Here is a 21,467-nt window from a genome sequence, read left to right on the forward strand (position 1 = left end):
GATTTTAGTGTTGTAATTTGTACATGACTTCCCGCTTCCGCAACGTCGCCCTGATCGGCAAATACCAGGCTTCAGGCGCCCGGGCGCAAGCGGACGCGCGCGACGGCGTCATGGAAGATATTGGCGCCTTCCTGGAATCGCAAGGGTGCACGGTTTTCGTCGAAAAATCCGCCGCTGAGGAGGCCGACGCGGATGCGAGCGTGGGCGGCCGCTACCAGCCGCTGAGCGTGGAAGAAATCGGGCAGCGCTGCGACCTTGGCCTGGTGGTCGGGGGCGACGGCACCATGCTGGGCATTGGCCGGCAATTGGCGTCCTACGGCATTCCGCTGATCGGCATCAACCGCGGCCGGCTCGGCTTCATTACCGACATTCCGCTCGACAACTACCAGGCCACGCTGATTCCCATGCTGGCCGGCGAGTACGAGGAAGACCACCGCAGCCTCATGCATGCGCAGGTCATGCGCGACGGTGTGTCGGTGTTCGATGCGCTGGCAATGAACGATGTGGTGGTCAACCGCGACTCCACCTCGGGCATGGTCGAGTTGCGGGTGTCGGTGGGCCGGCACTTCGTGGCCAACCAGCGCGCCGACGGGCTGATCATTGCATCTCCCACAGGCTCGACGGCGTACGCGCTGTCGGCCGGCGGGCCGCTGCTGCATCCGGCGGTACCGGGGTGGGTGCTGGTGCCCATTGCACCGCACACCTTGTCAAACCGCCCGGTGCTGCTGCCCGACGCGGACGAGATCGTGATCGAGCTGGTGTCGGGGCGCGGCGCCAGCGCCAATTTCGACATGCAGTCCCTGGCCTCGCTCGCCATCGGCGATCGGGTAGTGGTGCGGCGCTCCGACTTCCGGGTGCGCTTTCTGCACCCGCGGGGCTGGAGCTATTTCGACACGCTGCGCAAGAAACTTCATTGGAACGAAGGGGGCTCCTGAGATGGCGCTGCGACGCATCGCACTGCGCGACTTCGTGATCGTGCGATCACTCGAACTCGACTTGTCCGCCGGTTTTACGGTGCTCACCGGCGAAACCGGCGCGGGCAAATCCATATTGATCGACGCGCTTCAGCTGGCGCTCGGCAACCGCGCCGATGCAGGCGCGGTGCGCGAGGGCGCCGAACGCCTGGACGTGAGCGCCGAGTTCGACGCCGACCCGGCCTTTGCGGCTTGGCTCGACGAAGGCGGATTCGAATCCGGCGACGCCCTGCTGCTGCGCCGCACTGTCGACCTGCAAGGCCGCAGCCGCGGCTGGATCAACGGCAGCCCGGCCACGGCCACGCAGTTGCGGGAGCTCGGCGACCGCCTGCTCGACATTCACGGCCAGCATGCGTGGCAAAGCCTGACGCGCCCCGAGGCCGTGCGCGGCCTGCTCGACGCCTATGCCGGCGTGCGCACCGATGCGCTCGACGCGGCCTGGCACGGCTGGCGGCAGGCAATCTCCGCACTCGACAACGCGCGCTCTGCACAAGATTCGCTGCAGCGCGAGCGCGAACGGCTGCAATGGCAGATTGCCGAAGTGATGAAGCTGGCGCCCGCCGAAGGCGAGTGGGAAGAGCTCTCGACCAACCACGCGCGCATTTCGAACGCGCAGGCTTTGATCGACGCGGCGCAAGGCGCAAGCCAGGCGCTCGAAGACGACGACAACGGCGCCCTTGCGGCGCTCGCGCGCGCGGTGACGCTGCTGCAGAACTGCGAGCACATCGAGCCCGAATTCCGTGCGCTCGGCGAAGTGCTGGCCTCCAGCGTGGCGCAGGCCTCCGACGCCGCGCATTCGCTGCACGGCTACCTGCGCGACGCCGAAGCCGATCCGCAGCGCCTTGCCGAACTGGACGAACGCATGGGGTTGTGGATGTCGCTGGCGCGCCGCTACAAGCGCACGCCCGACGACCTGCCCGCGCTGCTGGCGGGATGGCAAGCCGAGTTGAAGGCGTTGGACGCACAAAGCGATCTCGAAGGCCTGGAGCGCGCCGAACAGGCTGCACAGCAGGCCTACATGAAGGAGGCCAAGGCGCTCGCCAAGTCGCGCAAGCAGGCCGCGCCGCGCCTGTCCGAAGCGGTCACGCAAGCCATGCAGGGGCTGGGCATGCAGGGCGGCCGGTTCGAAGTCGAACTGCAGCCGCTGGCGCAGCCGGGCCGCGCGGGGCTCGAAGACGTCGCCTTTCTGGTGAGCGGCCATCCGGGCAGCACGCCCCGTCCCATCGGCAAGGTGGCTTCGGGCGGTGAGCTTTCCCGCATTGCCTTGGCCATTGCGGTCACCACAAGCCAGCTTGGCGCCGCGCAGACGCTGATCTTCGACGAGGTCGATGCCGGCGTGGGCGGGGCTGTCGCCGAGACCGTGGGGCGCCTCATGAAGCAACTCGGGCGCGACCGCCAGGTCCTGGCCGTTACGCATCTGCCGCAGGTGGCTGCGTGCGCCGATCACCACCTGGTGGTGGCCAAGCGCCAGACGGCCGCGGCCGGCCAGGACGGCCCGCGCACAGAAAGCGGCGTTTCGCGCCTGGACGACGAGAACCGCGCGCGGGAAATCGCCCGCATGCTCGGCGGCGAGAAGGTTTCGCACACTTCGCTGGCGCATGCCCGCGAAATGCTGGGCCACAAGACTTCGGCGACGCTGTGATGAACCTCGATCTGGTGCTCATCACCGGCATGTCGGGTTCAGGCAAATCCGTCGCATTGCATGCACTGGAAGACGCGGGCTACTACTGCGTCGACAACCTGCCGCCCGAGTTGCTGACACCCTTCATCGCGCTGCAGCACGAGCAGGAAGCCAAGCGCGTTGCCATTGCCATGGACGTGCGCAGCGGCGTGTCGCTGCCGATCGTTCCGCAGCAGCTCGAAGCGTTGCGGCACGACGGTGTTTCGCTGCGTTCGCTGTTTCTCGACGCCACCACCGATGCCCTGCTGCGGCGCTATTCGGAAACCCGTCGGCGGCATCCGCTGTCGCGCCAGGAGGGCCGCACCGACGCGCCCGAGCAGGAGCGCGCGCTGATACAGGCCATCGAACTGGAGCGCGAGCTGCTGGCCGACCTGCGCGATGGCGCCGACGTGATCGACACCAGCCTGATACGGCCGGCGCAGCTCCAGAGCTACATCAAGGCGCTGATTTCCGCGCCGCAAAGCGCGCTGACGCTGGTGTTCGAATCGTTCGCTTTCAAGCGCGGCGTGCCGCTGGACGCCGACTACGTGTTCGACGTGCGCATGCTCCCCAATCCGCATTACGTGCCCACCTTGCGGCCGCTCACCGGCCGCGACGCGCCAGTGGTCGAATGGCTGCGCGAGCATGAAGACGTGGCACGCATGTACGACGACATCGAGCAGTTTCTTTCGCGCTGGCTGGATGCGCTGGCGCGAGACCATCGCAGCTACGTGACGGTGGCCATCGGCTGCACCGGCGGCCAACACCGCTCGGTGTTCCTGGTCGAACAGCTGGCACGTGCCTTTGGCGCGCGTTGGGGTGCCCTCAAGCGGCACCGCGAGCTGGACGCGATCTGAACTCGCCCACAGCCGGCAGCTCTCGAAGCTAGCCTGCGCTGCTTTCCAGCAGCTTGCGCATCGGCGCCGGCAACCCGAGCCGCCCCCACTCCTCTGCCTCCACCCAGCGCGCGGTCTCGCTTTGCGGCTGGCCGCCCTGAAGCATCACCGGGTGAAGATGCAAGTCCTTGTGGGTCAGCACGTGCACGAAGGGCTGCAGGTCTTGGGCCTTGCGCTGCGCGGCCGGCGGCAGTGCGGCCAGCAAGTCTTCGCGGCTCTCGAACACCGGCAGGCAATAGAGGCCGGCCCAGATCCCCTTGGCGGGACGCTTTTCAAGCCAGACGCGGCCTTGCGCATCGCGCGCCAGCAGCGTCCAGAGCGACTGGGCACTGCGCTTGAGCTTGCGGGTCTTGACGGGATAGCGCTCCGGCTGGCCCTCGCGCAAGCCAGTGCAGATGCTGTTCACCGGGCAGATCATGCAGCTCGGCTTGCGCGGCAGGCAAACCGTGGCGCCCAGATCCATCACGCCCTGCGTGTAGCCCGCAATCGCTTCCTTCTGCCCGTCAGGCGGCAGCAGCTGCGTGGCCCGGTCCCACAGCGCGCGCTCCTGCGCCGACGAAGACATGTCTCCGCCGAAGCCGAGCACGCGTGTCAGCACGCGCTTCACGTTGCCGTCGAGAATCGCTACGCGCTCGCCGAAGCAGAAGGCCGCGATCGCCGATGCGGTGGAGCGGCCGATGCCAGGCAGCGTGGTGAGCTCTGCCGCGGTCCGCGGAAACTCTCCGCCGAAGCGCGCAACCACCTCTTGGGCGCAGCGGTGCATGTTGCGCGCGCGGCTGTAGTAGCCCAGGCCACTCCAGAGTCCGAACACCTCGTCTTCGGTGCCATCGGCCAAAGCCCGCACGGTCGGAAAACGTTCGAGAAAGCGCGCAAAGTAACCGAGCACCGTCGAAACCTGGGTCTGCTGGAGCATGACCTCCGACAGCCACACGCGGTACGGATCGCGCGTGTTCTGCCACGGCAGCTCGCTGCGCCCGTGGCTGCGCTGCCAGGCCACGATGCGCTGCGCAAAATCGAGCGGCACGTGCAACTCCTGCGTCGCGCCGCCGGTCGGCGGGCAATCAGGCTGCACGCAGTTCGCCGATGGCGGCCGCAGCGGCCGGCCTTCCCTGTTGCGCGATCATCGAAGTGAATTCCTGCAGCCGAAGATGCAGTTCGGCCAGGCTGCTCTCTTGCGCGGCAAGCTCCAGCAGGCGTTCGTCGAGGTTGCCGGCCGCATTTTGGATGCGCTCGATCGCCTCGATGCGCTTGCTGAAAGTGCGGCGGCGCTCCTTCAGCTGTGCGTCGATCTGTGCGCTGGCACCCTTGCTCCAGCGCTCGACCTCGGTCATGGCCGCTTCGTTGACCAGCCGCAGCCGGCTGGCGAGCGCACGCACCAGCTTGTCGCAAAAGTCCGCCTGCGCGAGCCTCAGCAGATTGCCGACGCTCAGGTAGTGGATGTGGCTGCGCTCGATCTGGCTCAGCTCCTGTTCGAAGCTCGTCAGGTCGGGCTCGGCCGGCGCCTGCAGGTTGAAGCCCTGCTCCGCATTGAGCTGGCGGAACGTGGCGTGCAGCATCGACTGGATCTCGGCCGTGGTGGCCTGCACTTCGCGCAGGTTGTTGCGCAATGAATCGAAGGTCTCGCCATACACCTTGCGCACGTTGAGCTTGATGCCCGGGCGCTTGAGCGCGGTCGAAAGCCGCACCATATCCTCCTTGAGCGCGGTGCGGCCGAGCACGGCATACACCTCGCGCAGCAGCTTGCCCTGCACGGAACGCAGCGCGAGGATGCGCGTGTTGCTGCCCTCGAACTCGTTCTGCTCCTGGTCGATGCGGGCGCGCATGTGGCGGATCACCGAAACGTTCTTGCCCCGCAGGCCCTGCAGTTCGAGCGCCTGCTCCGACAGATCGCGTTGGCGCACTTTCAGGATGCGCTCGGCTTCTACGCGCAATGCCACCATGCCTGCATCAACGGCAAGCCGCAACATGGTTTCGCGCTTGCCGAGCACGCCTTCGGCGAGCAGCGTTTCGAGCGCCAGCAAACGGCTGGCTTCGAGCAGCCGCCCGTCGCGCTGGATTTTTGCCTGCAGGCCCTTTTGCGCCGACACCGGCAGCACCTGCACGAGCGGAACCTCGAGAAACTTGGCCGCCACTTCACGCTGGCGCTCGATCTGCATTTCGATCTGCGCGGGCGTGCTGAGCGTGTCCCACATGGTGTCGATCTTGTTGAGCACCACGAAGCGCGTGTCGCTGCCTTCGTTTTCGGTGACCAGGTGCTCGCGCCAGATGGACAGGTCGGACCGCGTCACCCCGGTTTCGGCACCCAGGATGAAGACGACCGCATGCGCCTGCGGAATGAGGCTGACCGTGAGTTCGGGCTCGGCGCCAATCGCGTTCAGGCCCGGGGTGTCCAGAATGACCAGCCCCTGCTCCAGCAAGGGGTGCGGCATGTTCAGGATGGCGTGGCGCCAGCGCGGAATTTCGACTCGGCCTTCGGCGTCCTGCACCGGGTTGTCGTCGGGGGTTTCTTCGTTCCAGAAACCCAGCGCGTTCGCCTCGTCCTTGCTGACCCAGCGCACTTCGGCCACCTTGCCCATGGCTTGGGCCAGTTGTTCGGCGTTCTCGACGTCGATTGCAATCTCAGTCCAGCGCGTGGGCTTCTCGCGCCAGTGCGTGAGCGAATGGGGTTCCAGCCGGGTTTCGATCGGCAGCAGCCGCAGCTTGGGCGATACCGCGGCGTCGTAGCCCAGTTCGGTCGGGCACATCGTCGTGCGTCCGGCGCTGGCCGGCATGATGCGCCGCCCGTAGCCGGCGAAGAAGATCGCGTTGATCAACTCCGACTTGCCGCGCGAGAACTCGGCCACGAACGCGACCATGACCTTGCTGTTGCGAATCTGCAGCTCGAGGCCGCGCAGGCGCTCGGCCACGGCTTGGTCGAGCAGCTCGTTCTCGGTCAGCCAGCGGGACAGCCACTGGAGGCGGTGAGCAAAATTGCTTCGCCAGGCGCCGTGCTGATCGAGTTGTTGGTTGAAAGAGCGGCTCAAAGGAAATATGTAAGAAACAACTTACAAATATAGCATCGCAAGCTGTGGAGCAACCGTTTGCAGGATATTCGAACGCGGACGCCGAAACACTATTTTTGACAATTTGGGCAATAGTAAGTGGAACGCTGGCCTTGGCGTAGCTGCCGTATCGGCGTTGCGCAGACCCGACAGGGTTCCCCGGCCCGGCCATAGACCGTGGCCTCGAGCTGGAAATAACCGTTCTGCCCGTCCACATTAGAGAAATCGCGCAGCGTGCTGCCGCCCTTCTCCACCGCCCTGGCCAGAATCTCCCGCACCGCCGCGTGAAGCTTCAACGCCCGCGGCCGGCTGATGCGTGCGGCGGACAGCGTCGGTCGAATGCCCGCCTGGAACAGCGCCTCTGACGCATAGATGTTGCCGACGCCCACCACCACATCGCCCGCGAGCAGCACCTGCTTCACCGCGGTGCGGCGCTTTCGAAGGCCGGCGTGGAACGCGTCGAAATCGAACCCGTCGCCCAGCGGCTCCATGCCCAGTCCGCCGAGCAACTTGATGGCCCATGGCGCCGCCTCGTCCTCGACATACACCACGGCGCCGAAGCGGCGCGGATCGTTGAGCCGCAGGGTACCCCGGTCGGTCACGAGATCGAAGTGATCGTGAACGCCGGGCGGCGGCAGCGCCGCATCGAAGCGCAGGCTGCCCGACATGCCCAGGTGCAGCAGCAACAAGCCGCGATCCAGGTCGATCAGCAGGTACTTGCCGCGCCGGCGCACTTGCAGCACCTGCCGGCCGACCAAGGCGTCGGGCGCGACCATCAACGCCCACCGCAAAGGCTTGCCGATGCGCACCGCATCGATGCGTGCACCGGCAATGCGTTCGGCAAAACCGCGCCGCGTCACTTCAACTTCGGGAAGCTCTGGCATAAGAATAAAAACTCCGGGCTGCGATGAAGCCCCACGCGGTGCTCGCTCAAAAGCTTGGATTATTATGGTTCGATGATTCCATCGCCCCGCCGACACCGCCTTGCGGCGGCCGCGTCTCTCGTGCTGCTTGCTTGCGCGGTTCACGCGCAAACCTCCGATCCCGCTGCGCCCAACAGCCCGGCGCCCATCATCGAGCGGCCGACTCCGTCCCGGCCGGGCGCAAGGCCGCCGGCTGCAGCGCCGGTCGCCGCCAAACCGGCGAGCGAAACCGTCGCACAGCCCTCGGCGCTCACGGCCGAGCTGTTCTACGAAATCCTGATGGGCGAGATGACCACGCGCTCCGGCGACCCCGGAGCGGGCTACGCGCTGGTGCTCGACGCGGCGCGGCGGCTGCGTGACGGCAAGCTGTTTCAGCGCGCGGTCGAAATTGCATTGCAGTCGCGCTCGGGCGATGCAGCGCTTGCAGCGGCCCGCGCCTGGCAGGAAACGCTGCCCAACTCGCGCGACGCACGCCGCATCGAACTCCAGATCCTGATTGCGCTCAATCGCATCGGCGAAACGGCCGAGCTGCTGCGCGCCGAAGTCGCCGCCACCTCGCAAGTCGAACGCCCCATGCTCATGGCGGTGATCGTGCGCAACTACTCGCGCTCCACCGACAAGAAACTGGCCGCCTCGGTGGTCGAGCAGGCACTGGCCGACGAACTCAGGAAACCCACCACCGGTGGGCTGGCCTGGGCGACGGTGGGCCGGATGCGCCTGAATGCGGGCGATACCTCCGGTGCGCTCGACGCTGCATTCAAGGGCCAGGAAATCGATCCCGCCTCCGACGCGCCGCCGGCGCTGGCGCTCGAAATGATCGACCCCAGCCAACCGCTGGCCGAGCCGATCGTCACGCGCTACCTTGCCAGCAACCCCAAGGCCTCGCCGGACCTGCGTGTTGCCTACGCACGCGTGCTGGTCGAGAACCGCCGCTTTGCCGATTCCACCGCCCAACTGCAGGCGCTGACTGCGGCGCGGCCGGAACTGGCCGAACCCTGGCTGCTGCTCGGCAGCCTGCAGGCGCAGGCCCGCCAGGACGGGGCTGCCGAAACATCGCTCAAGCGTTATGTCGAACTCGCCGCGTCCCAAAAAGACCAGAAGGATGCGGACGACCGCCAGCGCGGCACCACGCAGGCATACCTGCTTCTCTCGCAACTCTCGGAGCGCCGCAAGGACTTCACGGGCGCGGAGCGCTGGCTCGCACGCGTCGACAGCACCGACGACCTGGTCGTGGCGCAGACCCGCCGCGCAGGCCTGCTGGCACGCCAGGGCAAGCTGCCGCAAGCGCGCGAAGTGCTGCGCGGCCTGCCCGAGCGCACGCCGGAGGACAAGAAGCAGAAGTTCCTCGCCGAAGTGCAGTTGCTGCGCGACGCCAAGCAATACCAGGCCGCCTACGACATGCTGGCGCAGGCTTCCGTGGCCGCGCCGAACGACACCGACCTGATCTACGACCAGGCCATGGTGGCCGAGAAGCTGAACCGGCTTGACGAAATGGAACGGCTCCTGCGCCGGCTGATCGAACTCAAGCCCGAAAACCAGAACGCCTACAACGCGCTCGGCTACTCGTTCGCCGATCGCAAGATCCGGCTCGACGAGGCGCGCACCCTGATCCAGAAAGCGGTGCAGCTGGCGCCGCAAGACCCGTTCATTGCAGACAGCCTGGGCTGGGTCGAATTCCGGCTGGGCAACACGACCGAGGCCATTCGCATCCTCGAGGCGGCCTACAAGACGCGGCCCGATCCGGAGATCGGCGCGCACTTTGGTGAAGTGCTCTGGACGGTCGGCCAGAAAGATCGCGCCGTCACGATCTGGAAAGAGGCGTTGCTGAGCGACGCCGAAAACGAAACCCTGCAGGAGACGCTCAAGCGCCTGCGGGTGAAGCCGTGACGGCAATGCTCGCCCCGGACTTACAGGGCGGCCGCAGGGGCTTGCTGGCGGCGGGCGTTGCGGCGCTCCTGGTAACGGCCGGTTGCGCGCAGCTCTCCGGCGGCGTGCGGCCTCAGGGCACCGACACCTGGAGCGGCCGCATGTCGCTGCGCATCGACAGCCAGCCGGTGCAGACCTTCTCCGCCTTGTTCGAATTGCGCGGTTCTCCGGAAGCGGGCGAGCTGTCGCTCACGAGCCCCATCGGCAGCACCCTGGCCCAACTGCACTGGTCGCCCGGCGAGGCCCTGCTCAAGAACGGCAGCGAAGTCCGGCGCTACGAGTCGGTCGATGCGCTGATCGAAGCCGCCACCGGTGCCGCAATACCCGTCGGCGCGCTCTTCGGCTGGCTCGCCGGACGCGACGACCGCGTTCCCGGCTGGCGCCCCGACTTGGCGCAGATTTCGAACGGCCGCCTGCAGGCCACGCGTGAGAACCCGGGACCTACGGCCGACCTGCGCATCGTGTTCGAACGGTCATGAAGGCGATCTACGACCTTCCCGCACCGGCCAAGCTCAACCTCTTCCTGCACATCACCGGCCGGCGCGAAGACGGCTACCACCTGCTGCAGTCGGTCTTCATGCTGATCGACTGGTGCGACACGCTGCACGTCGAACTGCGGCGCGACGGGCAGCTCAGCCGTGAAGATCTGACGACCGAATTGCCGCCCGACGACCTGGTGCTGCGCGCGGCCCGGGCGCTTCAGGTGCATGCCAGCCCCGGCCAGGGGGCCCATATCGGCGTTGCCAAGCAGGTTCCGGCGCAGGCCGGCATGGGCGGAGGCTCTTCGGACGCCGCAACGTGTCTGCTGGCGCTCAACCGCTTGTGGAACCTGAACCTGCCGCTGTCGCGCCTGGCTGAAATCGGCGTGAAACTGGGTGCCGATGTTCCGTTTTTCCTCGGGGGCCGCAATGCCTGGGTCGAGGGAATCGGCGAGAAAATCACCCCCGTGAATGTGCCTGCGGCACGTTTCGTTGTGGCCAAGCCACCCGAGGGACTCGACACGCGCTTAATTTTTTCTGCGCCAGACCTTCAACGCGCCACTCCTGTTGCTATAATCTCGGGCTTTGCTGCAGATAGCGAACAGCTTGAAGCTCCAAACCAGGAAAGCAGTGCTTTCAAGGTTTTCGACTTCGGCCACAACGACCTGCAGCCGGTTGCCCAACGGCTTTGCCCCGCAGTCACCGAAGCCATCGAATGGCTCGGCGCCCAAGGATTGAAGGCCCGGATGACCGGCTCCGGAAGTTCGGTATTCGCGAAATTGCCGCAAGGGCCGCAAGAAGCGAAACTGGCCGAAGCCCCCGCGGGCTGGCAGGTTCGTCAATGCAGCAACCTGGCCGTTCATCCACTTTGGGGATGGGCGACCTGAAGATAATCGGATCGTGATGGGTCCGATGCGACATATATCGGTTTGTGGTGAAAACCATCGACCCGTGTAGGGGAGTCGCCAAGTTGGTTAAGGCACTGGATTTTGATTCCAGCATGCAAAGGTTCGAATCCTTTCTCCCCTGCCAAATCTCTTCAGGCTGCGGTCTCACCGCCGCAGCGCTTTCAGACTGCGGCCCACGGGCCGCAGTGCTTCTTTTGCAGCCTACCCGCTGCAATAATCGGCGGCCTCCGGGCCGCCACCACGACTCAAACTCTTTGGCGGCTTCCTAAAAGCCATTCGACTGCCGGGACGCGCTCATGCAGGCTAATCACCCTGATTTCATGGTTTTCACCGGCAACGCCAATCCTGGCCTGGCCGCAGAAATCGCGCAAAACCTCGGTACCTCGCTGGGTGCCGCGCGCGTGGGTCGCTTCTCCGACGGCGAAGTCACCGTCGAGATCAACCAGAACGTCCGGGCGCGCGATGTGTTCGTGGTGCAGTCCACCTGCGCACCGACCAACGAAAACCTGATGGAACTGCTCATCATGGTCGACGCGCTCAAGCGCGCCTCGGCCGAGCGGATCAGCGCCGTGATTCCCTACTACGGCTATGCCCGCCAGGACCGCCGCCCGCGCTCCAGCCGGGTGCCGATCTCGGCCAAGGTGGTGGCCAACCTGCTGGAAACCGTGGGTGTTGAGCGCGTGCTCACCATGGACCTGCACGCCGACCAGATCCAGGGCTTCTTCGATATTCCGGTCGACAACATCTATGCGTCGCCGGTGCTGCTGGGCGACCTGCGCCAGAGAAACTACGAAGACCTGATCGTCGTGTCGCCCGACGTGGGCGGTGTGGTGCGCGCACGCGCGCTGGCCAAGCAGCTGAACTGCGACCTCGCCATCATCGACAAGCGCCGCCCGAAGGCCAACGTGAGCGAGGTCATGAACGTGATCGGCGAAATCGACGGCCGCAACTGCGTGATCATGGACGACATGATCGACACGGCCGGCACGCTGGTCAAAGCGGCCGAAGTGCTCAAGGAACGCGGCGCAAAAAGCGTCTACGCCTATTGCACGCACCCGATCTTCTCGGGCCCGGCCATCGAACGCATCACCCACTCCGCCCTCGACGAAGTGGTCGTGACCAACACCATTCCTCTTTCCGACGGCGCTCTGGCGTGCGGAAAGATCCGCCAACTTTCCGTGGCACCGCTGATCGCCGAAACGATCCAGCGCATTGCCAAGGGCGAGTCGGTCATGAGTTTGTTCTCGGACCAGGACAACCTGTTCTGAGCAAAAAGCGGGCGCCACTTCCTTTTTCCGGAACGGCGCCCTTGTTGAACCGGAGTCGCACTGGTCGCGGTGGACTCTCACAGGAGTTATTATGAAATTCGTCGCTTTTGAGCGCGCCAAGCAGGGCACGGGTGCGAGCCGCCGTCTCCGCATCTCGGGCAAGACGCCCGGTATCGTCTATGGTGGTGAAGGCAAGCCCCAGCTGATCGAGCTCGATCACAACGCGTTGTGGCACGCCCTCAAGAAGGAAGCCTTCCACGCCTCGATCCTCGAAATGGAACTCGGCGGCGCCACCAGCAAAGTGCTGCTGCGCGACGTGCAGTACCACCCGTTCCGCCAGCTGGTGCAGCACATCGACTTCCAGCGCGTCGATGCAAAGACCCGCCTGCACATGAAGGTGCCGCTTCACTTCAAGGGTGAAGAAGAGTCCGACGCCGTCAAGCTCGACCACAACCTGGTCACGCACGTGATGAACGAGCTCGAAGTGAGCTGCCTGCCGAGCGACCTGCCCGAGTTCATCGAGGTCGACCTCTCCAGCCTGAAGAAAAACGCCACGCTGCACGTGAGCGACATCAAGCTGCCCAAGGGCGTGAAGTTCGTGAGCCACGGCAAGCTGAACCCCGTCATCGTGTCGGCCGTGCCTCCGCTGGTCGCCGAAGAGCCGGCACCTGCCGCTGAAGGCGCAGCACCTGCCGAAGGCGCTGCAGCTGCCGGTGGCAAGCCTGCCGCCAAGACGGCAAAGCCCGCTGCGAAGAAGTAATTCTTCCCGCACCCTGCAAAAGGCCCGCTTCGTGCGGGCCTTTTGCTTTTGGGGCGGCGAGATAATTCCCTCATGATCAAGCTGTTTGTCGGCCTCGGTAATCCCGGGCCTGAATACGAAGCCACACGGCACAACGCGGGCTTCTGGTGGATCGACGCACTCGCACGCGACTGGAAGCTCAATCTGGTGCCCGAGCGCAGCTATCACGGCCTTGCGGCGCGCGCGAACATCGGCGGGCAGAGCGTGTGGCTGCTCGAGCCGCAAACCTTCATGAACCTGTCGGGCAAATCGGTCGGCGCGCTCGCGCGCTTCTTCAAGATTGCGCCCGAAGAAATTCTCGTGGCGCACGACGAGCTCGACGTGGTGCCCGGCCAGGCCAAGCTCAAGTTCGGCGGCAGCCATGCGGGCCACAACGGCCTGCGCGACATCCATGCGCAGCTGGGCACCGGCGACTACTGGCGCCTGCGCCTGGGCATAGGCCATCCCGGCGTGAAGTCGGAGGTGATCAACTGGGTGCTCAAGAAGCCGCTGAAGGAACAGCGCGAAGCCATCGAAGACGCCATCGTCCGCACGCTGCATGCGGCCCCTGCCCTGGTGGCGGGCGAGATGGAAAAGGCTACCTTGATCATTCACACGAGCAAACCGCCCCGGCCCAAACCGCCGCGGCGAGAGCCCGGCGACGGAGGCACGCCCGCCGCCACCTAGTCAGCCGGCAACGAGAGCGCGGGAGAGAGAAAAGGGAGAGAAATAAAAATGAGAAGAAGCAGAAGAGCCACCCAGGTCGGGAAAACCGGCGCAGCTATAGTTTTAATAGCATCAAGTGTTCTCTGGCTACCCGCCGCGGCACAGGGAAGGTCCGAAACCTACCGCTGCGGCAACACTTATACCGACCGGCCCTGCGAGGGCGGAAAACCGGTGAAGGTCGACGACGTGCGTACCGAGGCAGACCGCCGCGCCTCGGAGACCGCCACCCACAAGGCCGAGGTTCGCGCCGACCAACTCGAGCGCGTTCGCCTGTCCCAGGAAAAAGAAGCCTACGAGCGCGATCGCCGCTCCGCCCACGAGGCCAGGCAGGCAGCGGTCGCCGAGCGAAAGCTCGCGTCTTCCGAGCAACTCGCGCAGGCACGCGCCCGAAAACTCGCCTCCGAGCCGCACAAGTCGAGCACGCGTTTCAGCGGGGCAACCGGAGGGAAACCAGCTTCGTCGCCGGACGGCGCCGGAGGCGGCAAGAAAAAGCGAAAGCCGTCGTCCGGCTCAGACGCCGGCTGACGGCGCTGGCGGCCGCGGCTCCACAGCCGCGGCTGCTGCCTTGGCCGCGGCAAGCCGCTCGAACTTCTGCCACAGCGTCTCGCGGCTTTCCACGTGTTCCGGATTGATGGGGATGCACGCAACCGGGCACACCTGCACACACTGCGGCTCGTCGAAATGGCCCACGCATTCGGTGCACTTGCGCGGGTCGATCTCGTAGAACTCGGCGCCCATGTAGATCGCATCGTTCGGGCACTCGGGCTCGCAGACATCGCAGTTGATGCATTCGTCGGTGATCATGAGGGCCATACCCGATTATCGCGAACAAGGCACGCTTGTTGCACGAGTCGGGTTATGCTGCGCCCCGCCCCATGAGCCTGTTCATTCTCAAGCGCCTCGCCACGCTGATCGCCACGCTGATCGGCGCCTCGGTCATAGTGTTTCTTGTCCTGGAGATCCTGCCCGGCAACGCCGCGCAGTTGCTCATGGGCCCCGATGCCGCGCCGGAAGCAGTGGCCGCGCTGGCCGCCAAGCTCGGCCTCGACCAGCCCGCCTGGACGCGCTACTGGCAGTGGATTGCGGGCCTCCTGACCGGCAACCTCGGCGACAGCTACGCCTACAGCACCCCGGTGCTCGACCTCATCCTGGAACGGCTCGCGCTCACCGTGCCTTTGGCGCTGCTCGCGATGGCGCTGACGACGGTGCTTGCGCTGCTTGTGGGCGTTACCGCCGCAGCGCGCCACAACAAGCTCGGCGACGTGGGCCTGATGGGCCTCACGCAGGTGGGCATCGCCATTCCCAATTTCTGGTTCGCGATCCTGCTCATTTTGGTGTTCTCCGTTCAGCTGCAATGGTTCTCGGCCGGCGGCTTCGAGGGCTGGGGCGAGGGTGTCTTCGCCGGCATCAAGTCGCTGCTGCTGCCGGCCCTCTCGCTGGCGGTGGTGCAGGCGGCCATCCTCGCGCGCATCACGCGTTCGGCGGTGCTCGAAGTGATGCGCGAAGACTTCGTTCGCACGGCGCGCGCCAAGGGCGTTTCGCAGCGCGCGGTGCTCTGGACCCACGTGCTGCGCAACGCGATGATTCCGGTGGTCACGGTCATGGGCATGCAGTTTTCCGAACTGCTGGCCGGCACCATCGTGATCGAAAAAGTGTTCTACCTTCCTGGCCTGGGCCGGCTGATCTTCGAGGCCATCGGCAACCGCGACCTGATCGTGGTGCGCAACTGCGTGATGCTGCTCGCGGCCCTGGTGGTCATCGTGAACTTTGTGGTCGACGTGCTCTACGCCGTGATCGACCCGCGCATCAAGGCGAGCGACATATGAGCGCTGTACCCATTCCGAGCGCGGCGGCGCTCAAGGTTCCCGGCTTCTGGCGCCGCGCGCTGCGGCACCGCAGCTTCGTGCTCGGCGGCGTGCTCACGCTGCTCCTGCTGCTGGCTGCGGTCGTCTCGCTGGTGTGGACGCCGTGGTCGCCCTACGAGATGGACATGCCCAACAAGCTCAAGCCGCCTTCTGGCGCGCACTGGCTGGGCACCGACACCTACGGGCGTGACGTGGCCTCGCTGCTGCTGGTGGGCGCGCGGGCGTCCATCCTGGTGGGCATGATTGCCGTGGGCATCGGCCTTGTCGTCGGCACGGCGCTGGGCCTCTTGGCCGCGGCGCGGCGCGGCTGGGTCGAAGAAGCCATCATGCGGCTCACCGACTTCTCGCTCGCCTTCCCGGCCATCCTGTCGGCCATCATGATGACGGCCGTGTTCGGCGCCGGCATCGTCAATGCGATCATCGCAATCGGCATCTACAACATCCCGACCTTCGCGCGCATCACGCGCGCATCGGCCAACGCCATCTGGTCGCGCGAATACGTGGCGGCCGCGCGCGCATGCGGCAAGGGCTCGTTCGCCATCACCATGCAGCATGTGCTGCCCAACATCTCGGCTGTGCTGATCGTGCAGATCACCATCCGCTTCGCGATTGCCATCCTGGCCGAGGCCGCCCTCTCCTACCTCGGCTTGGGCACGCAGCCGCCGCAGGCCTCCTGGGGCCGCATGCTCAACGAGGCGCAGACCATGATGTTCCAGTCGCCCCTGCTCGCGGTGTTTCCGGGCATGGCCATCGCCTTGGCAGTGCTGGGACTCAACCTGCTGGGCGACGGCCTGCGCGATTTGCTCGACCCGCGCCTGGCGAGGGCGCGTTAAGCCATGCCTCTTCTCGAAGTCAAGGACCTGCACGTCGAGCTGCAAACGCAGCGCGGCCCCGCCGAGGCCGTGCGCGGCATCGGCTTCACGCTAGAGCGCGGCGAAACACTGGGCATCGTGGGCGAATCGGGCTGCGGCAAATCGATCACGGTGCAATCGCTCATGGGCCTGTTGCCCGCCACCGCAAAGGTCAGCGGCAGCATCCGCTTCGACGGCACCGAGCTCGTGGGCCTGGGCGAAAAAGCCATGTGCCAGATTCGCGGCAACCGCATCGGCATGATCTTCCAGGAGCCGATGACGGCACTGAACCCGGTTCACACCATTGCGCGCCAAGTCGGCGAACCGCTGCGCCTGCACCGCGGGCTCAAAGGCGCCGAGGCGCGCAAGGAAGTGCTCGCATTGCTGGAGCGCGTGGGCATTCCCGATGCGGCTTCGCGGCTCGATGCCTACCCGCACCAGTTTTCGGGCGGACAACGCCAGCGCATCGGCATTGCCATGGCGCTGGCCTGCGGGCCCGACCTGCTCATTGCCGACGAGCCCACCACCGCGCTCGACGTCACCATCCAGAAGCAGATCCTCGAGCTCATCCAGGGCCTGGTCGCGGAACGCGGCATGGCGTTGATCCTGATCTCGCACGACCTTGGCGTCATTGCCCAGAGCGTCTCCAAGATGCTGGTGATGTACGGCGGCAGCGTGGTCGAGAGCGGCCCGACCGAAACCGTATTCGCCGAGCGCGCGCATCCGTACACGCAGGGGCTGTTCGCGGCGCGGCCGGCGCTTGGTGCGCCGCGTGGCATTCGCCTGGCGACCATCCGCGGCAGCGTGCCCGAACTGATCGACCTGCCGAAAGGCTGCCCTTTTGCGGGCCGATGCAAGTACACCGTCGACGCCTGCCATGCGACCAAGCCTGCGCCCACGATGCTGCCGCACGACCACGCGGTGCGATGCATCCGGCTCGAAGAGATTGCCTCGGAAGGCGCCCTCGCATCATGAGCCAATCGATCAGCAACCAGCCCCTGCTCGAGGTGACCGACCTCGTGCGCCACTACGCCCTGCCGCGCGAAAAGCTCTTCGGCCCGCCGCCGCTCGTCAAGGCGCTCAACGGCGTGAGCTTCAAGGTCGAGGCCGGCCGCAGCCTGGGCATCGTCGGCGAATCGGGCTCGGGCAAGTCGACCATCGCACGCCTGGTGATGGCGCTCGACACGCCCACCTCGGGCAGCGTGCGCATGCTGGGCCGCGACCTGCACCAGTTGCCCCGAAGCGAACTGCGCACGGCGCGGCGCGACTTTCAAATGGTGTTTCAGGACCCCTACGGCTCGCTCGATCCGCGCCAGACGGTGGCGCGCATCGTGGCCGAGCCACTCGAGGCGTTGGCCGAAACGAGCCGAGCCGTGCAGCGCGAGCGCGCCTCGGAGGCGCTGGCCGCGGTGGGCCTGCGCACCACCGACATGGACAAGTACCCGCACGAATTTTCGGGCGGGCAGCGCCAGCGCATCGCGATTGCGCGCGCGCTCATCACGCGCCCCAAGCTCATCGTGGCCGACGAACCCGTGAGCGCGCTCGACGTGTCCGTGCAGGCCCAGGTGCTCAACCTCATGCAAGACCTGCAGCAGCAGTTCGGCATCAGCTACCTGCTCATCAGCCATGACCTCGCGGTGGTGAACCATCTGTGCGACGAAGTCTGCGTGGTGTGGAAGGGCAAGATCGTCGAGCAAGGGCCGCCTGGCGAGCTTTTCAGCAATGCGCAGCATCCGTACACGCGCACCCTGCTCGATGCGGTGCCGCGCACGCCGGCAGGCGGCACGTTGCTGGCCGCCTGAGTAAACGCCGCGCAAATCCGCATCCGGGTACGTCCCGAGGAAAAAGCGCCGCTGCAGGCAAGCAGCAACGCGCCCGCTGCGAGAGAATGACTTTGGCTGCGCGCGTGGCATCTTTCGTGCTGCGTGCTCTTGCTCCGCGCCGCGGCGCCTCCATTCGGGGCGCCGTGCGCGTTGAAGCAGCCAAATCGCACACCCAGTTTTTCCGGAGATCACACCGTATGCTGAATCGTCGCACCCTCCTTGCCACCGCCGGCGCCACCGTTGCCCTGGCCACTCCTGTCGCCGGCATGGCACAGGGGCGGAAGGACGCCATCGTGATCGGCATGGCGCTCGAGCCGCCGGGGCTCGACCCCACTGCGGGTGCCGCGGCCGCGATTGGGGAAGTGGTGCACTACAACATCCTCGAGACGCTCACCAAGATCAACGCCGACGGCAACGTCACGCCTCTTCTGGCCGAAAGCTGGGAGGTTTCGCCCGACCTGAAGACCTACACCTTCAAGCTCAAGCGCGGCGTCAAATACCAGAACGGCGAACCCTTCAACGCCAACACCGTGAAGTTCGCCTTCGATCGCGCGGGCGGCGAGAAGAGCACCAACAAGGACAAGCGCACCTTCGCTAACCTGAGCACGCAGGTGGTCGACGACTACACCGTGGTCATCATCAACAAGGAAATCGACCCCGACCTGCCCTTTGTGCTGGGCCAGGCCACGGCGTCGATCGTCGAGCCCAAGAGCGCCGACACCAACGCCACCAAGCCGGTGGGCACGGGCCCCTACAAGCTCGACAACTGGGCCAAGGGCTCGTCGATCACGCTGAGCAAGTGGGACGGCTTTCGCAGCCCCGGCACCGCGAAGATCAACAAGGTCACGTTCCGCTTCATTGCCGACGCCGCCGCGCAGGCCGCGTCGCTGCTGGCCGGCGACGTCGACGTGTTCACTCGCATCGGCACGCGCGTGGTGCCGCAGTTCAAGAACAACCCGCAGTTCCAGACCATCCTGGCCGGCTCGCGCGCCAAGACCATTCTTTCGATCAACAACAAGAAGAAGCCGCTGGACGACGTGCGCGTGCGGCGCGCCATCCTCTCGGCCATCGACCGCAAGGCCGTGATCGAAGGTGCGGCGGACGGCTTCGGCGTGCCGATCGGCAGCCACTACGTGCCGGGCGCGGCGGGCTATGTCGACACGACTGCCGCCAATCCGTTCGACATTGAAAAGGCCAAGAAGCTGCTCGCCGAAGCCGGCGTGAAGACGCCGCTCGAACTCACCATGACCCTGCCGCCGCCGCCCTATGCACGCCAGGGCGGCGAAGTGATCGTGGCCCAGTTGGCCAAAATCGGCATCACGGTGAAGGTGCAGAACGTCGAGTGGGCCCAGTGGCTCAGCGGCACCTACGGCAACAAGGACTACGACCTGTCGATCGTGTCGCACGTGGAGCCCTTCGACCTCGGCAACTACGCCAAGGCCGACTACTACTGGGGCTACCAGTCGAAGGCCTTCAACACGCTGTTCGACAAGATCAAGTCCACGGGCAATGCGGCCGAACGCGCCAAGCTGCTCGGCGACGCGCAGAAGATGCTGGCCGCCGATGCAGCCAACGGCTTCCTCTACCAGCCGCAGTTCCCGACCATCGCAAAGAAGAACGTGAAGGGCCTCTGGAAGGAAAACCCGATCTTCGTGAACGACCTGTCGGCGCTGTCTTGGGGATGAGCACGGACGTGTCTTCCCTCTCCTCTGCATTGAACGACCTTTCCGCCCAGGAGCTCTCCACCGCCTACCGCGACAAGCGGCTGTCGCCGGTCGAGGTCACTCAGGCCGTCATCGCGCACATCGAACGCTGGGAACCGAAGCTGCAGGCCACCTGGCTCTTCAGGCCCGAAGCCGCGCTCGAACAGGCGCGGGCTTCGGAAGCGCGCTGGCAGCGCGGCGAAGCGCTGGGCCCGCTCGACGGCGTGCCCGCCACCATCAAGGAAAACATCGCCACGCGCGGCGACCCGATGCCGGCCGGCACAGCCGCCGTCGACCTGAAGCCGGCAGCCGCCGATGCCCCGCCGGCCGCGCGCCTGAAGGAAGCCGGCGCGGTCATCGTGAGCAAGACCACGATGCCGGACTACGGCATGCTGTCTTCGGGGCTTTCGAGCTTTCACAAGCTGGCGCGCAATCCGTGGGACCTGAGCAAAACTCCCGGCGGCTCCAGCGCCGGAGCCGGCGCGGCGGCTGCCGCGGGCTACGGCCCGCTGCACATCGGCACCGACATCGGCGGCTCGCTACGGTTGCCCGCAAGCTGGTGCGGCATCTTCACGCTCAAGCCGAGCCTGGGCCGCATTCCCATCGATCCGCCCTACATGGGTCGCGCCGCGGGCCCCATGACCCGCAGCGTGGCCGATGCTGCGCTGATGATGCAGGTGCTCTCCAAGCCCGATGCGCGCGACAGCATGAGCCTGCCGCCGCAAGACATCGATTGGGCGAGCTTCGATGTCACGCCCGACCATTTGCGTGGGCTGCGCATCGGCCTGCTGCTCGACGCGGGCTGCGGCCTGGCGGTGGAGCCCGAGATCGAAGCGGCCGTGGAGAATGCGGCGCGCCTGTTCGAAAAGGCTGGTGCGATCGTCGAAACCATGCAGCCTTTCATGTCGCAAGCCATGCTCGACGGCATGGACCATTTGTGGCGCATGCGCTCGCTGGTGGACATGAAGACCCTGCGCGCCGACCAGCGCGCCAAGGTGCTGCCCTACATTCGCGAGTGGGCCGAGAGCGCGGCCGAGTTCAGCGGCGAACATGTGTTCCGCAGCTTCAGCCAGTTCCACGCAACGCGCGTGGCGGCGGTGCAGGCCTGCGCACGGTTCGACTACGTGATCTCGCCAGTGTCGCCCAACATGCCCGCAGCCGCGGAAGCGCCCTCGCCGACCAACGATCCGCTGCGGCCGCTGGAGCACATCGGGTTCACTGTCCCGTTCAACATGTCGGAGCAGCCGGCGTCTTCAGTGAACTGTGGGTACTCGGCGAGCGGGCTGCCGATCGGGCTGCAGATTGCCGGGAAGCGTTTCGACGATCTCGGCGTGCTGCGCGTGTCGCGTGCTTTCGAGCTGATTCGGGAGTCGCAGCGGGCCTGGCCTGTTCTGCCGTAGCGCTTTTGCCGCCGCTGTTCAGGGCGGCGCGCCCGCCGACGGGGTACCTTTCTCCGCGAATGTCCCCCGGCCTTCGGCCTCCTCCTTTATTTCGCTGCGCAAGGCACCCCGCCAGCGGGTGCGTTGCACAGAGCGGTGGTTGATCAGCGGTACATCAGCAGCGTGCCCCGGTGCACAGGGCATCGGGTGCTCCACGCAGCGAAATAAAGGAGGAGGGGCGCAGCCCCGGGGGACATTCGCGGAGGG

20 protein-coding genes and 1 tRNA gene are annotated in these 21,467 nt (G+C 66.0%); 17 read left to right on the forward strand and 4 right to left on the reverse strand.

What is annotated here, in order from left to right:
• The first annotated feature begins 23 nt into the window (after positions 1-23).
• Genes V9L21_RS02400 through rapZ form a run of 3 tightly spaced genes read left to right on the forward strand, consistent with a single transcriptional unit; the run spans position 24 to position 3,491 of the window.
• Positions 24-935, forward strand: coding sequence for an NAD kinase (locus V9L21_RS02400; RefSeq protein ID WP_337308795.1), 912 nt, complete (start codon positions 24-26; stop codon positions 933-935).
• 1 nt (position 936) lies between these two features.
• Positions 937-2,616: a DNA repair protein RecN gene (gene recN, locus V9L21_RS02405; RefSeq protein ID WP_337308796.1), complete on the forward strand. Its 1,680-nt coding sequence runs from the start codon at positions 937-939 to the stop codon at positions 2,614-2,616.
• Positions 2,616-3,491 carry an RNase adapter RapZ gene (rapZ, locus tag V9L21_RS02410; protein WP_258502210.1) on the forward strand — a complete coding sequence of 292 codons (876 nt, stop codon included), beginning with the start codon at positions 2,616-2,618 and terminating at the stop codon, positions 3,489-3,491. Before recN ends, rapZ begins: the two co-directional genes overlap by 1 nt.
• A 28-nt stretch (positions 3,492-3,519) precedes the next feature.
• Here rapZ and mutY read toward each other — a convergent pair whose 3' ends face one another.
• From mutY to mutM, 3 genes are all read right to left on the reverse strand, one after another.
• A complete protein-coding gene (mutY, locus tag V9L21_RS02415; protein WP_337308798.1) occupies positions 3,520-4,554 on the reverse strand; it encodes an A/G-specific adenine glycosylase in 1,035 nt (344 codons plus the stop codon).
• Positions 4,555-4,591: 37 nt separating this feature from the next.
• Positions 4,592-6,553 (reverse strand): dynamin family protein, encoded by a 1,962-nt coding sequence (locus V9L21_RS02420; protein ID WP_337308800.1) that lies wholly within the window; start codon positions 6,551-6,553, stop codon positions 4,592-4,594.
• An 89-nt stretch (positions 6,554-6,642) separates the two neighbouring features.
• On the reverse strand, positions 6,643-7,455 hold the full coding sequence (mutM, locus tag V9L21_RS02425) for a bifunctional DNA-formamidopyrimidine glycosylase/DNA-(apurinic or apyrimidinic site) lyase (protein WP_337308802.1): 813 nt from the start codon (positions 7,453-7,455) through the stop codon (positions 6,643-6,645).
• Positions 7,456-7,527: 72 nt separating this feature from the next.
• Here mutM and V9L21_RS02430 point away from each other — a divergent pair, with 72 nt between their 5' ends.
• The 8 genes from V9L21_RS02430 to V9L21_RS02465 all read left to right on the forward strand — a co-directional run bounded on the left by V9L21_RS02430 (position 7,528) and on the right by V9L21_RS02465 (position 14,104).
• Positions 7,528-9,381: a tetratricopeptide repeat protein gene (locus V9L21_RS02430; RefSeq protein ID WP_337308804.1), complete on the forward strand. Its 1,854-nt coding sequence runs from the start codon at positions 7,528-7,530 to the stop codon at positions 9,379-9,381.
• A gap of 5 nt (positions 9,382-9,386) precedes the next feature.
• On the forward strand, positions 9,387-9,899 hold the full coding sequence (locus V9L21_RS02435; protein WP_337308870.1) for a lipoprotein insertase outer membrane protein LolB: 513 nt from the start codon (positions 9,387-9,389) through the stop codon (positions 9,897-9,899).
• Entirely contained in the window at positions 9,896-10,786 is an 891-nt protein-coding gene (gene ispE, locus V9L21_RS02440) for a 4-(cytidine 5'-diphospho)-2-C-methyl-D-erythritol kinase (RefSeq protein WP_337308806.1), read from the forward strand. Before V9L21_RS02435 ends, ispE begins: the two co-directional genes overlap by 4 nt.
• A 68-nt stretch (positions 10,787-10,854) precedes the next feature.
• A tRNA-Gln gene (locus V9L21_RS02445) sits at positions 10,855-10,931 on the forward strand.
• Positions 10,932-11,103: 172 nt separating this feature from the next.
• Entirely contained in the window at positions 11,104-12,075 is a 972-nt protein-coding gene (locus tag V9L21_RS02450; RefSeq protein WP_126747032.1) for a ribose-phosphate pyrophosphokinase, read from the forward strand.
• A gap of 91 nt (positions 12,076-12,166) precedes the next feature.
• Positions 12,167-12,835 carry a 50S ribosomal protein L25/general stress protein Ctc gene (locus V9L21_RS02455; protein WP_157615666.1) on the forward strand — a complete coding sequence of 223 codons (669 nt, stop codon included), beginning with the start codon at positions 12,167-12,169 and terminating at the stop codon, positions 12,833-12,835.
• 72 nt (positions 12,836-12,907) lie between these two features.
• Complete coding sequence (gene pth, locus V9L21_RS02460) at positions 12,908-13,540, forward strand: aminoacyl-tRNA hydrolase (protein ID WP_337308808.1); 633 nt, start codon at positions 12,908-12,910, stop codon at positions 13,538-13,540.
• Between the two features lie 210 nt (positions 13,541-13,750).
• Complete coding sequence (locus V9L21_RS02465; protein ID WP_337308810.1) at positions 13,751-14,104, forward strand: hypothetical protein; 354 nt, start codon at positions 13,751-13,753, stop codon at positions 14,102-14,104.
• Here V9L21_RS02465 and V9L21_RS02470 read toward each other — a convergent pair.
• Positions 14,090-14,392 (reverse strand): YfhL family 4Fe-4S dicluster ferredoxin, encoded by a 303-nt coding sequence (locus V9L21_RS02470; protein ID WP_337308812.1) that lies wholly within the window; start codon positions 14,390-14,392, stop codon positions 14,090-14,092. The two genes, V9L21_RS02465 and V9L21_RS02470, sit on opposite strands and share 15 nt — an antisense overlap.
• A gap of 62 nt (positions 14,393-14,454) precedes the next feature.
• On the opposite strand from V9L21_RS02470, the gene V9L21_RS02475 reads away from it, so the two are divergent.
• The 6 genes from V9L21_RS02475 (at position 14,455) to V9L21_RS02500 (ending at position 21,221) form a co-directional block, all read left to right on the forward strand.
• Complete coding sequence (locus V9L21_RS02475; protein ID WP_337308814.1) at positions 14,455-15,405, forward strand: ABC transporter permease; 951 nt, start codon at positions 14,455-14,457, stop codon at positions 15,403-15,405.
• Positions 15,402-16,277 carry an ABC transporter permease gene (locus V9L21_RS02480; RefSeq protein WP_337308816.1) on the forward strand — a complete coding sequence of 292 codons (876 nt, stop codon included), beginning with the start codon at positions 15,402-15,404 and terminating at the stop codon, positions 16,275-16,277. The genes V9L21_RS02475 and V9L21_RS02480 overlap by 4 nt, the downstream gene beginning before the upstream one ends.
• 3 nt (positions 16,278-16,280) lie before the next feature.
• The gene (locus tag V9L21_RS02485; protein WP_337308818.1) at positions 16,281-17,270 is read left to right on the forward strand and encodes an ABC transporter ATP-binding protein; all 990 of its coding nucleotides are present in this window, start codon (positions 16,281-16,283) and stop codon (positions 17,268-17,270) included.
• On the forward strand, positions 17,267-18,097 hold the full coding sequence (locus V9L21_RS02490; protein WP_337308820.1) for an ATP-binding cassette domain-containing protein: 831 nt from the start codon (positions 17,267-17,269) through the stop codon (positions 18,095-18,097). Before V9L21_RS02485 ends, V9L21_RS02490 begins: the two co-directional genes overlap by 4 nt.
• 218 nt (positions 18,098-18,315) lie before the next feature.
• Positions 18,316-19,803 (forward strand): ABC transporter substrate-binding protein, encoded by a 1,488-nt coding sequence (locus tag V9L21_RS02495; protein ID WP_337308822.1) that lies wholly within the window; start codon positions 18,316-18,318, stop codon positions 19,801-19,803.
• On the forward strand, positions 19,800-21,221 hold the full coding sequence (locus tag V9L21_RS02500; RefSeq protein WP_337308824.1) for an amidase: 1,422 nt from the start codon (positions 19,800-19,802) through the stop codon (positions 21,219-21,221). The genes V9L21_RS02495 and V9L21_RS02500 overlap by 4 nt, the downstream gene beginning before the upstream one ends.
• Positions 21,222-21,467: the final 246 nt, after the last annotated feature.

Origin of the sequence: Variovorax sp. CCNWLW235, from assembly GCF_037204085.1 — a bacterium.
In the GTDB taxonomy this organism is placed as follows: Bacteria; Pseudomonadota; Gammaproteobacteria; order Burkholderiales; family Burkholderiaceae_C; genus Variovorax.